Raw genomic sequence first — 14470 nt, forward strand, 5'->3', positions numbered from 1 at the left:
AAACCGACCATCGGGCAACACCGCAGCCTCAGCCATCACACCCAACCTGTGGGTGCTCGCTCCCACAGGGGCTTGGCGTTTATCATGACCCCACGTTCAACCACGCTTTTTATGAGACTGAGCATGACTTTCGATTTTGATCAGGTGTTCGACCGCCACAACACCGGCAGTACCAAATGGAGCCGTTACCCGGCCGACGTGTTGCCGATGTGGGTGGCCGACATGGACTTCTCCGCACCGCCGGTGATCATCCAGGCCCTGCAAAAACGTCTGGAACACCCGATGCTCGGCTACAGCGTGGCCCAGGATGACTTGCGCAATGCCATCGTCGCCGACCTCTGGAACAAGTACGCCTGGCGCGTATTGCCTGAGGATTTGATTTTCCTGCCGGGCGTGGAGTCGGGGTTCAACATGGCGCTGAATGCGCTGGTCCAGCCCCAGCAGAACGTTGTGGTCCAGGTTCCAAACTACCCGCCACTGCGCCATGCGCCGGGTCACTGGGGCTTGAACAAGGTTGAACTCGAATTCGACGCGTTGGCGGACGGCACTTACGCCACGCCACTCGATGCCTTGAATCGGGCGCTGACCGGTGGCGGTGCGCTGCTGCTGAGCAACCCGCACAACCCGGTGGGCAAAGTCTTCCCGCGAGAAGAACTGCAAGCGGTCGCCGACATTTGCCTGGAGCAGGATGCCTGGATCATCTCTGACGAGATTCATGCCGAGCTGTGTTTCGACGGGCGCGTGCACATTCCGACAGCTTCCCTGAGCCCGGAAATCGCCAAGCGCACCATCACGCTGATGTCGGCGAGCAAGGCCTACAACATTGCCGGTCTGAAAACATCGTTCATGATCATTCAGGACTCGGCTGTACGTGCAAAGGTCAACCACGCCCGCTGCGGCATGGTCGACAGCGTCAACCCGCTGGGCATGGAAGCGACGCGCGTCGCCTACAGCGAAGGCGGCCCTTGGCTGGCCGGGTTGAAGGCGTATCTGCAAAGCAATCGGGATTATCTGGTGGACGCGGTCAATACGCGACTGCCGGGGGTGACCATGAATATCCCGCAAGGCACGTATCTGGCGTGGCTCGATTGCTCGGCGCTGGGCCTGGATAACCCTCAGCAGTTTTTCCTTGAGCAAGCCAAGGTCGGGCTGAGCCCTGGTCTGGATTTCGGCGATGACAGCAAACAGTTCGTGCGCCTGAATTTCGGCTGCCCACGGTCATTGCTGGAAGAAGGCATTGCGCGGATGGAGCGCAGTTTGCTCAATCGCAAGGCCTGACAAAACCTCACCAACACCACAAATCCCTGTGGGAGCGGGCTTGCCCGCGAAGGCGGAGTGTCAGTCACCATTGATGTTGAATGTGACGGCCTCTTCGCGGGCAAGTCGGATCGCCGCACCGCCGCTCCCACAGGGTAATCTGTTTGGTTTGAGAGATTCGACAGCCTCTGAAATCCAACCGAACTCAAGGCAAAACACCAGGGTCAACCCTTTGAATCCTCTGCCTTGAGAACGGAGATTTCGCAATGAATGCCTATCCCAAACCACCCTTCCCGAAACAAGCCCAGCCAGTCCCCGGCTCCCAGAAGAAAATGGACCCGTCCCCCGACTGTGGCGAACAAAGCTACAAGGGCTCAGGCCGACTGGACGGCAAGATCGCCCTGATCACCGGTGCCGACAGTGGCATCGGCCGCGCCGTAGCGATCGCCTTCGCCCGTGAAGGCGCGGATGTCGCCGTCGCCTACCTCAATGAACATGAAGACGCGCAGGAAACCGCGCGCTGGGTCGAACAGGCCGGCCGGCAGTGCCTGTTGCTGCCCGGTGACCTGGCGCAAAAAGCCCACTCCCAGGCCTTGGTGGACAAGACAGTCGAACGCTTCGGCCGGATCGATGTGCTGGTCAACAATGCCGCGTTCCAGATGAGCCACGAACACCTCGAGGACATCCCGGACGAAGAATGGGTGATGACCTTCGACGTCAACATCACCGCCATTTTCAGGCTCTGTCAGGCCGCGTTGAAGCACATGAAACCCGGCAGTTCGATCATCAACACCAGTTCGGTCAATTCCGACATGCCCAAACCGACCCTCCTGCCTTACGCCACGACCAAAGGTGCGATTGCCAACTTTACCGCTGGCCTGGCGCAGATGCTGGCGCCGGAGAATATTCGGGTGAACTGCGTGGCACCGGGGCCGATCTGGACGCCGCTGATTGTCTCAACCATGCCCGATGAAGAGGTTCAAAACTTCGGCGGTCAAACCCCGCTCGGCCGGCCGGGCCAACCGGTGGAAGTGGCGCCGATTTATGTGTTGCTGGCGTCGGATGAGGCCAGTTACATCACTGGGCAGCGCTACGGGATCACCGGTGGCAAGCCGATGCTTTGAATGCAGTACGTTGAGTTAGTGAGAACCCTGTGGCGAGGGAGCTTGCTCGCGCTGGGCTGCGTAGCGGCCCCAAAAGTCTGGCAACGATCACCAATTTTGTGAGTGCTGCGCCCTCAAGCGGGAGCAAGCTCCCTCGCCACAAAAAACCAGGTATGGACGCAATTCATTGCTCACGCCCGCTCTTGAGCAATCACCGATATCTTGCCGTTGCGTTCAAGAATCGCGAATTTGATCTGGTCAAGGGTTTCGATGCCCTGACTCGAGCGTGCCGCCTCCATGATGTCAGCCTCGATCAATCGCGCGTGATGCAGGCGTTTGTGCAGCACCTTGCCATTCTCGACAATGATCGTCGGTCCGCCATCGATCAACTTCGATACCCATTGCGAGCGCTGTTTGAGCAGCGACAAGCCGACATCGATGACAATCAGCGTGACGATCACCAGCATCGCGTTGGTCAGGGAAAAGTCATCGCCCAGCAACCCTTGTTGCGTCGCCTCGCCGATGATCATCAACAACACAAAATCGAATGTCGTCAATTCGGCCAGAGAGCGTCGGCCAGCAATCTTGAACAGCACCATCAGCGCCAGATACATCACGGCCGCGCGCAATACCGAGTCCATAAGTCACCTAAGGAAAAATGAATTGGTCGAGGTTCACGGGCATGGCGCCAGGTGAGGCAACGCGGCTGCGAAACAGTCCCAGCCCATCGCCGCGCAATGTCAGATAAAGGTTTGCCTGGCCCTGAGCGTCGGTTTGCAACCACAGCCTCATGCCCTGCCCGGTACTGATGGCGCGCAGGGGTTGTGGCTGCACGGTTTCAATGTTGAAACCGTCCAGCAGCGCCCCGGTCAGTTCCAGCTCAACCGTGGCATTGGGCGCACCGCTCACGCTGATCTGCATCGGGTTGGACGATCCGTGGCGGTGGAACATCTCGTATTGCACCCGGACCTTGCCATCGTCGCCCTGAGCGTCCCGGGTACTCAGCGGCCCGCGTGAAAACAGGCCCAGCAGCGCCAGCAACACTAACAGCACCAGGATGTACCAGCCCCAACGTTCGAATCGCCAGACCTTGACCTGATGCGCCATGTCTTCGCGCACGGGATACTCGCGGCTGTGGTAATCGGTGTGGCCGGATTCATCCTTCATCACGTGCGCCCTGCCCTTGCTCACCGGCCAATGCCCGCTGATGGAAATGCGGCAGCAACTTCAACGCGTGCTCCGCGGCCAATAACTGAACCTCACTGCGTGTACCGGAAAACCGCAGTTGTCGGCTGAAAACACGTCGTCCCTGCGCGGTCTGATAAGCCCAGGCGAAACAAATGGTCCCGGCAGGGATGCCATCGACGTCTTCCGGTCCGAGGATGCCGGTAGTCGCCACCGCAACATTGGCCGTGCTGTCTCGCAGCGCACCCACCGCCATTTCCTGAGCGACTTCACAACTGGTGAGATTGAATGTTTCGATCGTCTCGGGGCTGACGTGGAGCAAGCGCTGCTTCGCTTCGGTGGAATAAACCACGTACCCGCATTCGATCGACTCCCCGCTGTGCGGAACCTCAGCCAGCAGCGTGACGATTTTTCCGGCGGTACAAGACTCTGCGGTGGTCAGCAGCAAGTCGTTTTGGCGCAAGTATTCGACCACGGATTGGCTGACGTTCATGGCACATCATCCAGAAAGGAGAGCTGCTCGGTTGACCTTGCGCCTCTGCAAACATTCCCTCTATCCGACCCACGTCCGGCTTTGGGATAAAAAAGTGAACCCCTGTCAAAACCCGCCCCTCAATACGTTTAGGGCCCCCTGCTACGGGCCGCTCCTGATCCGGAGGTCATCATGTCCGCACCTATCGTCAAGCTGTTTACCCAACCGAACTACGCGTGGACGGATATCCGCAAGGAAGAGGAAGCGCATCCATGCCACTACCTCGCTCATTTACTGTTGCTCGCCATGATTCCTGCCGTGTGCCTGTTTATCGGGACCACCTACGTCGGCTGGAGCCTGGTCGAAAACGAAACAGTCAAACTCAGCAGCGCCAGCGCGCTACAACTCTGCGTTCTGCTGTACGTGACCATCGTCGCCGGCGTGGCGCTGATGGGGCTGTTCATCCGCTGGATGTCGCGCACCTTCGACGCGCGGCCGACCGTCAACCAATGCATCGGTTTTGCCGCTTACACCGTGACCCCGTTTTTCCTCGCAGGCTTCGCCGGTTTGTACCCGAGCCGCTGGCTGGCGATTGTGGTGCTGGGCGCGGCGTCGATCTATTCGACGTTTCTGCTGTTCGTCGGTTTGCCGACCTTTATGCATGAGCGCAAGGAACAAGGCTTGCTGAATGCCGCTTGTGTCTGGGGCGTCGGGCTGCTGGTGCTGGTCACCATGCTGGTCTCAATGATCCTGCTATGGTTTAACGTACTGACGCCTGAATACCTGCGCGCGACCGTCGGTTGATCGCCAAAGGCTCTATATCGCGGCATGCACCCGGCGAGTACCGAGCATGAGCTTCATTTTATGGGTAGCGGTGCTGGGTGCGGTGCTGCTGACGCTGGCGCTGACCTCTTCGTACCTGCGCTGGATGCCGGTGACCACGTCGGCGGTGTGTCTGGTGCTGGGCGCAGCCATCGGTCCTGCGGGGCTTGGACTGTTAAAACTGGACACCGAAGATTCGTCCACCTGGATGGAGCACCTGACGGAAGTCGCCGTGCTGTTTTCGTTGTTTGTCTGCGGTTTAAAGTTGCGCTTGCCGCTCAGGAACGAAAACTGGCGCATTGCCTACGGCCTGGCTGGCCCGGTCATGGTGTTGACCATTGCCGGGGTCAGCCTGTTGCTGCATTACGCTTTCGAATTGTCCTGGGGCGCGTCCGTGTTGATCGGCTCGATTCTGGCGCCCACCGACCCGGTGCTCGCCGCTCTGGTGCAGGTCAACGACGCCCGGGATGACGATAGCGTGCGCTTCGGGCTGTCGGGTGAAGCCGGGCTCAATGACGGGATCGCCTTCCCGTTTGTCATCCTCGGCCTGCTGCTGGTGCAACACGACAGCAACCCCGGCTGGCTCAGCGAATGGGTGTTGCGCAGCCTGTTGTGGGCAGTCCCGGCCGGTTTGCTCACCGGCTACTGGATGGGCCGCGGTATTGGCCGCCTGACCTTGTTAATGCGCATCAAAAATGAGGACAGCACCCTTTCCCCGAATGATTACCTCGCCCTCGCCTTGATTGCCCTGGCGTATGTCGGGGCCGAGTGGATTCACGGTTACGGCTTTCTGTCAGTGTTCGCCGCCGGCTTGGGTTTGCGCCACGAAGAAGTCAAATCCACCGGCGACGACGAACTTCCCGCTGAGCATCTGGTACAGCCTGTCGTGGGACATCAGAACATCGAGCCGCAGCACGCGGTTCATGGTGATACCGCAAGCCTTGAGGACACGCAGGTCGCCGCGGGCATCATGATGGGCGACATGCTCGCCTTTGGCAGTCTGGTGGAACGGGCCATGGAAGTGTTTCTGGTGACGCTGCTCGGCGTGGTGCTGATGGCGCATTGGGACTGGCGTGCGTTGTCGATCGCCGGGGTGTTGTTTTGCCTGATACGACCACTGAGCGTCTTCGTCATGCCGTGGGGCCGTTTGCTCAACGGCCACCAGCGAATGCTGATTGGCTGGTTCGGCATACGCGGCATCGGCAGTCTTTATTACCTGTTTTATGCCCTGAACCACGGGTTGGGTGAGTCCATAGCAACGCTATGTACCGACCTGACATTGTCCGTGGTTGCGCTCAGCATCCTGCTTCACGGGATCAGTACTCAACCGATCCTGGCTCGATATGAACGGCAAAAAAAACAGGTTTTTTGATTTGGTCGTGAGTATTTACGGCATGAATTATCGAATTTCTTCACTGATAAATTTGAAGTCCTTGAGCGACCCCGCAGGTCACAACCTTAATCCCACCCGGCTTTTGCACGGTCGGGACATGCCAGGTTCGGTTCCCCTGCGGCATCGATACCTATCAAGAAGAACCTCGAAAAATCAGGTGTTGGTCATGATTCAATATTCCACCTCCGATCAAATCAAAGCCTGCCGGGCCTTCGCCCTGGAGCGTAATCGTCAGATGTTTGAAGAGGCCCAGGCGCTCAGCCGTAGTGCCTTCGCGTTACTCGAGGGCAGCGACATGGATGTGGAACAGTTCGATCGTTATCGGGCCTTGCGCAGAAAGGCTGACTTGAAGTTCAAGGAAGCGATCGAGCACTTGCGGCTGCTCAACGAAGATTTCCCACCTGTCTCGATATCCACGCAAAACGCTCATCGTTCGCTCCAGCAACCCGAATCCATCTCCTGAACGTTGAAAAAGCCGGCGCAGTCACCTAATGCTGTTCACTTAAGCGCGCTCTTGGATCGTGCGTACCTCTGTGGCGAGCGAGCTTGCTCGCGCTGGGCTGCGTAGCGGCCCCAAAAATCTGACAATCATTGCCGATTTTTGTGAGTGCTACGCACTCAAGCGCGAGCAAGCTCCCTCGCCACAGGTTTCTCTGATTCAAGACTCTCTTAAGTTCCACTGCGAACTGCATGAGTCAATTTCCGGACTCATGCAGGCTGCATGACCCCAGTTCGCCATCAGTCACTTCAACTTATTGTTTTGTAAACGTTATCGTACTGGCAAAAACCGGCACGACAAATGCTCCAGGACAATGAGCGACTTTCGGCCTTGAGACCGTTCGCGCTCACCCCCCTGACATGTTGGAGAGACTTGACCATGAACGCTATAGACCTGTTGAAAGCCGACCATGAGCGTGTAAAAGGCATCCTGACCCAATTAAGCGAATCCACCGAGCGTGGTGTTAAAAAGCGCGGCGAGTTGCTGGCCAAGCTGGAAATGGAGGTCGCCATACATACCCGCCTCGAAGAAGAAGTCTTGTACCCGGCGTACAAGAAAGCCGGGGGCAAGGAGCAGGACGTCATGTATTACGAAGCCAAGGAAGAACATCGCGCCGTAGATTCGCTGGTGCTGCCAGACTTGAAGGTCACCGACCCGTCCACGCCGGAATTTGCCGGTCGGGTGAAAGTGGTCAAGGAGCTGCTGGAACATCACATTGAAGAAGAGGAAACCGAGATGTTCCCTCAGGCCAGGAAGCTGTTGGGCAAAGCCACCTTGGAAGAGTTGGGTGCGCAAATGGAAAGTTTGAAAGTTCAGTACAAGAAGGAGATGAGCGCAGCCAATCTGGCGGCTTGATGCTGGAGGAATGGCAAGGCACCGTAATGCTGTTCACTTAGGGGTGGGGTACATATCCGTTTCTGTGGTGATGGCTGATTACGGTTTCGCTTTTACAGCGAGTCACTTGGAAAAGCGCCAAGTAACCAAGCGCTCTTGCCCCTGACGTATGGTGCCTCGCCCAGGCTCGGCATGCCCTCGCTCCGGTCCTGCTCCGTGGGCCCGCCGCCATCGGCCATCCATGGCCGGGGGCGGCTAACCCGGCATCCATGCCGGGTTGCCCACTGCGCAGAACCTGCGCTCGGCCTTCCGACGGGGCAGATCAAGATCAAAAGCCCGGCGTTGTACCTGTGGGAGCGGGCTTGCTCCGGGTGGCGTTCCGACGAAGGCGGACTGGTAGCCGCCATTGATGTCGATTGACACGGCCCCTTCGTCGGAACGCCGCCCGGAGCAAGCCCGCTCCCACAGGGGGAATGCGTACGCTTGAAGAGGCAGGCCGGCCAGTAGGCCGCCTCGCGGTGCTTTTGCGGTGCACGCCCCCTCACGCCCTGAGCCTCTCCGTCAACCGGTGGCTACCTCCATCGGCGCCTCTATCAACGTTGATCCGCGCCGCGTTAAAGCTTGCAAGTAAGCCTTTTCGTCATAGACGGTGCTGGTTTTCCAGCACCGATAGACGATTCTGATCCACTTAAAAGCGGCCAAACACCGAGCACGCATTGTCACTTCATGGTCGAGGCAATGATTTCCACCAGATTAAGTTGGGTAAAAGGTTTGGACAGCCGCGGCAGTCGGGTCGCGAAACCTTCCAGACGCTCGGCGTAACCGGTGGCAAGGATGATCGGCAGGTTCGGCTTGATGATCCGGATAGCCTGCGCCAGTTGCGCGCCATTCATCTGCGGCATAGCCATGTCGGTGATGACCAGATCAATCGCCTGTTTGCTGTCGAACATTGCGAGCGCCTGCGCGCCGGACGCTGCACTGATCACTCGATGCCCCAGGTCCTCGAGCAACAGGCAGGTACTGGTCAATACCAGGCTGTCGTCGTCCACCACTAACACACACAGTCGGGGCACCGGCGGTGCGGCTTGCTCCTCGGCAACAGGTTGGGCGACTGAACCAGCGGCGGCGACGGGTATCCACAGTTCGGCGGTTGTGCCTTTGTCCTTCAGGCTCTTGAGAACGAATCGGCCGCCCAATTGCTCAATAAAACCATGAACCATCGACAGCCCCAGGCCAGTGCCTTTGCCAACGCCCTTTGTGGTGAAAAAAGGGTCCATTGCCGATGCCAGCGTCGCGTCATCCATGCCCTCACCCGTATCGGTGACACTCAGGCAGACATAACGACCGGGCGCCAGGGAAAGCTGCGACTTGTCCAGAACCGCATCAGTCTGGGCACTGATCACGATTTTTCCACCATGGGGCATTGCATCTCGAGCGTTGGTCACTAGATTCAGTACCGCCAGTTCGAGCTGATTGATGTCGGCCTGGACCGGTTCAAGTTCTTGTGAAAAGCGTGTTTCGAGCATCACCGAAGGCCCAAGTGAGCTGCGCAACAGTCCGGTAATCCCTTGCACCAGCGTCGGGATCTCGACAGGTTCGGACTTGAGCTCCTGGCGTCTGGCAAACGCCAGCATGCGCTGAGTCAGGGTTACGCCACGCTGGGCACCCTGGGTAGCGTTGTCCACCAATCGGGTAATTCTCGAATCGTCGCCGACGCGTTTGCCGATGATTTCCAGATTGCCAAGGATGACGGTCAGCAAGTTGTTGAAGTCGTGGGCAATGCCACCACTGAGTTGACCGATGACCTGCATCTTCTGCGCCTGAAACAGCGCTTCGCGGGTTTGCTCCAGGGTCTGCTGGGCTTGTGTGACTTCGGTGATATCACGGGTGATCTTGGCAAAGCCGAGTAACGTGCCGGTGTCGCCCCAAATCGGGTCTACCACGACATGCGCCAGGAACCGCGTACCGTCCTTGCGCATGCGCCAGCTTTTGTTTTCGAATCGCCCCTCACGTACCGCAATGTCCAGAGTCCGTTGTGGTTCGCCGGCCTCGCGATCTTCCGGGGTGTAAAACATCGAAAAATGCTGGCCAATGACTTCTTCGGGCAAGTAGCCCTTGATGCGCTGAGCCCCAAGATTCCAATTGGTCATGCGGCCATCCGGAGTGAGCATGTAGATGGCGTAATCAGTGACACTTTGAACCAGCAGGCGGAATTGCTGCTCGCTTTGCTTGAGGATCTCTTCAGCCATCTTGCGGTCGGTCAGGTCCCGGGTGATCTTGGCAAACCCAAGCAACGTGCCCGACGGGTCGAGAATCGGATCAATGACCACGTGGCACCAGAAATGCGTGCCGTCCTTGCGAACCCGCCAGCCTTCCCCCTCGAAACGCCCCTCCCTGATCGCCGTGTCCAGTGCCCGTTGGGGCAAACCGGCTCGGCGATCTTCTTCGGTATAGAACCGCGAAAAGTGCTGACCGAGAATCTCGGCCTCTTCATACCCCTTGAAACGCCTGGCGCCGGTGTTCCAGCTGGTGATGATGCCGTCGGGATCAATCATGTAGATCGCGTAGTCAATCACAGCATCGATCAACAGGCGAAAACGACTGTCGTCGATGGCGTTGGCTTTGGTCCGATCCTCGTTCATTGATCCCTCTTGGTATGACCGTTTTTTTGGAGTATGCGACATACCACGCATTTGGAAAGCCGGAAATCGGTACTCGTCGCCCAGCGTTATCGATTCACGTATTGGACAATGTAGGCGTACAGATCGTTTTAGACGAAATTCGGAACAGGCGATGGGCCGCTGAACAGCGTCGCTTTTATTACATTGAATGATGCGGTGCTACTGACCTACCTATTTCCAAATGCCTCGGAGCAATCGACCACCAGCGCGGCAGCAGCTGCTTGACCTTGCTGTCGCCAAACCGGTCATCGATCAACATCACCACCCCTTGGTCCTGCTGGGTGCGGATCACCCTCCCCGCCGCCTGCACCACTTTCTGCACACCGGGAAACAGGTAGGTGTAGTCATAACCGGCACCGAAAATGGCTGCCATGCGCTGTTTCAACTGCTCGTTGACCGGGTTGAGTTGCGCCAGCCCCAGGGTGGCGATAAACGCTCCGATCAGGCGCGCGCCCGGCAAGTCGATGCCCTCGCCAAAAGCCCCGCCCAACACCGCAAAACCGACACCCTGACTTTCGGCGGTGAATTGATCGAGAAAGTCCTGTCGCTGCCCTTCCCCCATGCCCCGGGACTGCGACCACAGATTGATATGTGGATGTTTCTCGGCCAGCAACTGCGCCACTTGCTGCAAATAATCAAAGCTGCTGAAAAACGCCAGGTAGTTGCCGGGACGCTGGCTGAACTGCCGGGCAATCAGCTCGACAATCGGCGCAAGGGATGACTGGCGATGGACAAACCGTGTGGAGATCTGGCTGACGATGTGTACTTGCAGCTGATCGGCCTGAAAGGGCGATTCAACGTCTATCCACACCGTGTTCGCCGGCGTACCCAGCAGGTCGGCATAATAGTGGCGAGGGCTCAGTGTCGCGGAAAACAGCACGGTGCTGCGTGCAGCCGTCAGGCGTGGGCGGATGAAGCCGGCGGGCACCACGTTGCGCAAGCAAAGCTGCGACAGGTTGCGTTGACGGTCCAGGTCGCGCTTGCTGATGTCGAACAGGAACTGTTCATCAAACAGCTCAGCCACCCGGCTAAATTGCAGCATGTCGAAATAGAAGTTCTGTAACGCCCCGTCCAGGCCTTGCGGATGATCGTTCAGGTAATCGCCGATGCTCGCGCTGCACGATGACAACGCCTGGAGCAGTTTTTCCGGCGCCTTGTCATAGGCCTGATAGGCGCCGAGTTGCAGGTTATGCAGGGCATTCCACTCACGGTTGACCCGCTGCAAGGATTTTTTCAACGCCTCGGGCGCGGTTTTTCGTACAGCGTTGAGGGTCGATTGGTCGAGGCTGGCGCTGTACATCTGCCGGCCGCGCTCCACCAGGTTGTGCGCTTCGTCCACCAGCACCGCGACTTTCCAGTTGTTGGCCTGGGCCAGCCCGAACAGCAGCGCGCTGAAATCGAAGTAGTAGTTGTAATCGGCGACTACCAAGTCTGCCCAGCGGGCCATTTCCTGGCTCAGGTAGTAGGGACAGACGTCGTGTTGCAGGGCGACCTCGCGCAAAGCGTTCTGGTTCAGCAGGGACAATTGGCTGGCCGCTTGGCGAGCGGCGGGCAAGCGATCATAAAACCCTTGGGCCAACGGGCAGGATTCGCCGTGACAGGCTTTGTCCGGATGCTCGCAGGCCTTGTCCCGGGCGATCATTTCGAGTACTCGCAAGGGTGGCGCGTCGGCGCTGTCGAGGATCACTTGCGCGGCGTCCAGCGCCAGTTTGCGCCCCGGGGTTTTCGCCGTGAGGAAGAACACCTTGTCCAGTTGCTGCGGCGCCAGGGCCTTGAGCATGGGGAACAGCGTGCCGACGGTCTTGCCGATCCCCGTGGGCGCCTGCGCCATCAAGCAACGACCGGTGCTGACCGCTTTGAACACCGATTCCGCCAGATGACGTTGCCCCGGTCGAAAGTCGGCATGGGGAAACGCCAGGTGTTGCGCCGCCCGATTACGTCCTTCGCGATGAGCCATTTCCTGCTCGGCCCAGTGCAGGAACAAAGCGCAATGTTGTTCGAAGAACAGCCTTAGTTGCGTGGCGCTGAATGCCTCGACCAGGCAGGTTTCCTTTTCATTGACGATGTTGAAGTACACCAGGGCCAGATTGATCTGCGTCAGCTGCAACTTCTGGCACATCAACCAGCCGTAAATCTTCGCCTGCGCCCAATGCAGCTGACGGTGGTTGGCCGGTTGCTTGCTCAAGTCGCCGCGATAGGTTTTGACTTCTTCCAGGCAATTTTGCGCGGGGTCATAGCCGTCGGCCCGGCCCTTTACCTTCAACGTTTGATACAAGCCTTCAAGCGCGACTTCACTCTGGTAGCCCTCGCTGCGCCGGGACGCCACCGTACGGTGCCCGACAATCCCTTCCAACGCCGTCGGCGAAGGCGTAAAACGCAGGTCGAGGTCACCGACCTTGGCGGTGAATTCACACAGCGCCCGCACCGCGATGCTGTAACTCAAGCGCCCTGCTCCGCCCATTGCACGTAGCAGACGGCAATCGGCATCTGGTGCTCATGGCAGAACTCGAGCCAGCGCAATTGATTGTCTTGCAGGCGATCACCGGGACCTTTGACTTCGATCATCCGGTAGGTTTTGTCCTGGGGCCAAAACTGGATCAGGTCCGGCATGCCGGCGCGATTGGCCTTGATGTCCAACAGCAGTCGATTGAACCAGTGCTTGAGGTGTTCGGCCGGCAGGCAATCGAGTGCCTGATCGAGCAATTCTTCGCTCAGCACACCCCAGAACATGAAGGGCGACTGCACGCCCCACTTGCTGGCATAGCGTTCGCGAATCGTCTGGCGGTAACGCCCGTCATCGAGTTCAGCCAGGCAGCCCTGGAACAGCTCCGCGCGGCGTGCGTGAAAGTCCTCATTAAGCAGATCCACCGGCCCACGCTGGAACGGGTGGAAAAACGCCCCCGGCAACGGCGCGAAAATCGCCGGCCAGCACAGCAGGCCGAACAGCGAGTTGATCAGGCTGTTTTCGACGTAATGCACCGGCGCCGAATCTTCCGTCAAATGCGCCTGAACGTAACTTTCCACCGACAACGCCGGGTCGGTTCTGGACAGTTGCAGGTCCAGGCGCAGCATTTCCCGTGGGGACGAGCGCTTTATCACCGGACCGCCCAACTTGCGCCGCAGCCTGGGCAGCACACGCAACAATTGTTGCTGCTCGGCGGCACTTTCCGGCGATTGCTCCACTGCAGTGGCCAGGTCCATGGCCAGCTGATATTCACCGCAGCGCTCCAACACGCGAATCAACCGCAGGCGCGCGCCGGGATAGGCACACTCGCGGTAGATCGCCAGTGCGGTAGAGAAATCCGCCACACGCTCGCAGTGCTGACCGATCTGGAACAACAGTTTTTCGCGACGTCTTTGCAGCCAGGGATTACTCAGCGCCAGCCCTTTGATCTGCTCGACAATGCCTTCCACGGCTTCGCCGGCCTCGAAATGTTGCTGACATTCATGAAGGAAGAGGCAGGCGTCCACGTCGTCGCGGCTGCGCAGGCCTCGGGAGTCGGCGCAGAACTCGACTTTTTCATAGGTAAAGATGCCCAGGTCCGCCAGCACGAACTCGGACCAGTCCTGGTAAAGATTGCCAAAAAACATCAAGCGCAGCCGGTCGCACAGGCCCATGATGGTCAGGCTGAACAATCGATCATCCAGCGATGGGCACCACTGGCCGAAACGTTGGACCTGGGGAAACTGTTCGCTCAGTGCGGGCAGCCAATCGGTCTTTTTCCCCTTGGGTTGATCGATGGTGGTGCCAAAACACTGGAGAATTTCCGCCTTGAGCAGCACCTCGAACAGCGCTTCGATCGACAGCGGCGATTGCTCATCGATCCAGCCCTGCGCCAGCAGTGGGCCGGCGGCAATGGCGATGTCGCCGATTTCGAGGTAATGCAGCTTGCTCGCCCGGAAATGATTCCCCTTGCGCATCACCATCCGGACCAGCAGCGCCCTGGACTCACGGGGCAACCGCTTGAATTCGTGGATGAAGTGTTGCTCTTCGACGCTCAACACATCGGCATAACGATGCTCAAGCCAATCAAGCACTTGCATGAAGTTGTTCAAGTAATAGAACGGATCGTCGAGAGGATTTGCAGTCACAGGAAAATGGGCCATGGCGAGCGAGTACTGGTTATGCGTACAGATACCAGCTGCGCCCCGCCTGGTGCAAACGGAAAAGGATAAGCGGCGACGTTATTCGGTAATTTTTCGAGTGGCTATGAACTTTCTGCC

At 58.4% G+C, this 14470-nt stretch carries 12 protein-coding genes and 1 pseudogene; 6 read left to right on the top strand and 7 right to left on the bottom strand.

Going from position 1 to position 14470, the window contains the following annotated elements; all coding sequences use genetic code 11:
• Window positions 1–123 precede the first annotated feature (123 nt).
• Both DFS28_RS12040 and DFS28_RS12050 read left to right on the top strand, forming a co-directional pair.
• Window positions 124–1278, top strand: a complete 1155-nt coding sequence (locus tag DFS28_RS12040) for a MalY/PatB family protein (RefSeq protein WP_111449951.1) — start codon at window positions 124–126, stop codon at window positions 1276–1278.
• Window positions 1279–1523: 245 nt separating this feature from the next.
• Entirely contained in the window at window positions 1524–2381 is an 858-nt protein-coding gene (locus DFS28_RS12050) for an SDR family oxidoreductase (RefSeq protein ID WP_111449952.1), read from the top strand.
• Window positions 2382–2551: 170 nt separating this feature from the next.
• On the opposite strand, the gene DFS28_RS12055 is transcribed toward DFS28_RS12050, so the two are convergent.
• Genes DFS28_RS12055 through DFS28_RS12065 form a run of 3 tightly spaced genes read right to left on the bottom strand, consistent with a single transcriptional unit; the run spans window position 2552 to window position 4038 of the window.
• Complete coding sequence (locus tag DFS28_RS12055) at window positions 2552–3001, bottom strand: DUF421 domain-containing protein (protein WP_111449953.1); 450 nt, start codon at window positions 2999–3001, stop codon at window positions 2552–2554.
• 7 nt (window positions 3002–3008) lie between these two features.
• Complete coding sequence (locus DFS28_RS12060; RefSeq protein ID WP_111449954.1) at window positions 3009–3527, bottom strand: hypothetical protein; 519 nt, start codon at window positions 3525–3527, stop codon at window positions 3009–3011.
• Complete coding sequence (locus tag DFS28_RS12065; RefSeq protein WP_111449955.1) at window positions 3517–4038, bottom strand: CinA family protein; 522 nt, start codon at window positions 4036–4038, stop codon at window positions 3517–3519. Before DFS28_RS12065 ends, DFS28_RS12060 begins: the two co-directional genes overlap by 11 nt.
• A 171-nt stretch (window positions 4039–4209) precedes the next feature.
• Here DFS28_RS12065 and DFS28_RS12070 point away from each other — a divergent pair, with 171 nt between their 5' ends.
• The 4 genes from DFS28_RS12070 to DFS28_RS12085 all read left to right on the top strand — a co-directional run bounded on the left by DFS28_RS12070 (window position 4210) and on the right by DFS28_RS12085 (window position 7586).
• Window positions 4210–4821: a Yip1 family protein gene (locus DFS28_RS12070; RefSeq protein WP_111449956.1), complete on the top strand. Its 612-nt coding sequence runs from the start codon at window positions 4210–4212 to the stop codon at window positions 4819–4821.
• A 46-nt stretch (window positions 4822–4867) separates the two neighbouring features.
• Entirely contained in the window at window positions 4868–6211 is a 1344-nt protein-coding gene (locus DFS28_RS12075; RefSeq protein WP_111449957.1) for a sodium:proton antiporter, read from the top strand.
• Window positions 6183–6695 (top strand): hypothetical protein, encoded by a 513-nt coding sequence (locus DFS28_RS30835; protein WP_256596874.1) that lies wholly within the window; start codon window positions 6183–6185, stop codon window positions 6693–6695. Before DFS28_RS12075 ends, DFS28_RS30835 begins: the two co-directional genes overlap by 29 nt.
• Window positions 6696–7109: 414 nt before the next feature.
• Complete coding sequence (locus tag DFS28_RS12085) at window positions 7110–7586, top strand: hemerythrin domain-containing protein (RefSeq protein WP_111449959.1); 477 nt, start codon at window positions 7110–7112, stop codon at window positions 7584–7586.
• Between the two features lie 540 nt (window positions 7587–8126).
• Here DFS28_RS12085 and DFS28_RS30840 read toward each other — a convergent pair.
• The 4 genes and pseudogenes from DFS28_RS30840 to DFS28_RS12105 all read right to left on the bottom strand — a co-directional run.
• Window positions 8127–8264, bottom strand: a pseudogene (locus tag DFS28_RS30840) (IS110 family transposase); the annotation flags it as partial.
• Between the two features lie 20 nt (window positions 8265–8284).
• A complete protein-coding gene (locus DFS28_RS12095; RefSeq protein ID WP_111449960.1) occupies window positions 8285–10207 on the bottom strand; it encodes a PAS domain-containing sensor histidine kinase in 1923 nt (640 codons plus the stop codon).
• A 178-nt stretch (window positions 10208–10385) separates the two neighbouring features.
• Window positions 10386–12689, bottom strand: a complete 2304-nt coding sequence (locus tag DFS28_RS12100; RefSeq protein WP_111450239.1) for an ATP-dependent DNA helicase — start codon at window positions 12687–12689, stop codon at window positions 10386–10388.
• The gene (locus DFS28_RS12105) at window positions 12686–14353 is read right to left on the bottom strand and encodes a VRR-NUC domain-containing protein (protein ID WP_111449961.1); all 1668 of its coding nucleotides are present in this window, start codon (window positions 14351–14353) and stop codon (window positions 12686–12688) included. Before DFS28_RS12105 ends, DFS28_RS12100 begins: the two co-directional genes overlap by 4 nt.
• Window positions 14354–14470: the final 117 nt, after the last annotated feature.

It is taken from the genome of Pseudomonas sp. 478, from assembly GCF_003254125.1.
Lineage (GTDB): Bacteria > Pseudomonadota > Gammaproteobacteria > Pseudomonadales > Pseudomonadaceae > Aquipseudomonas.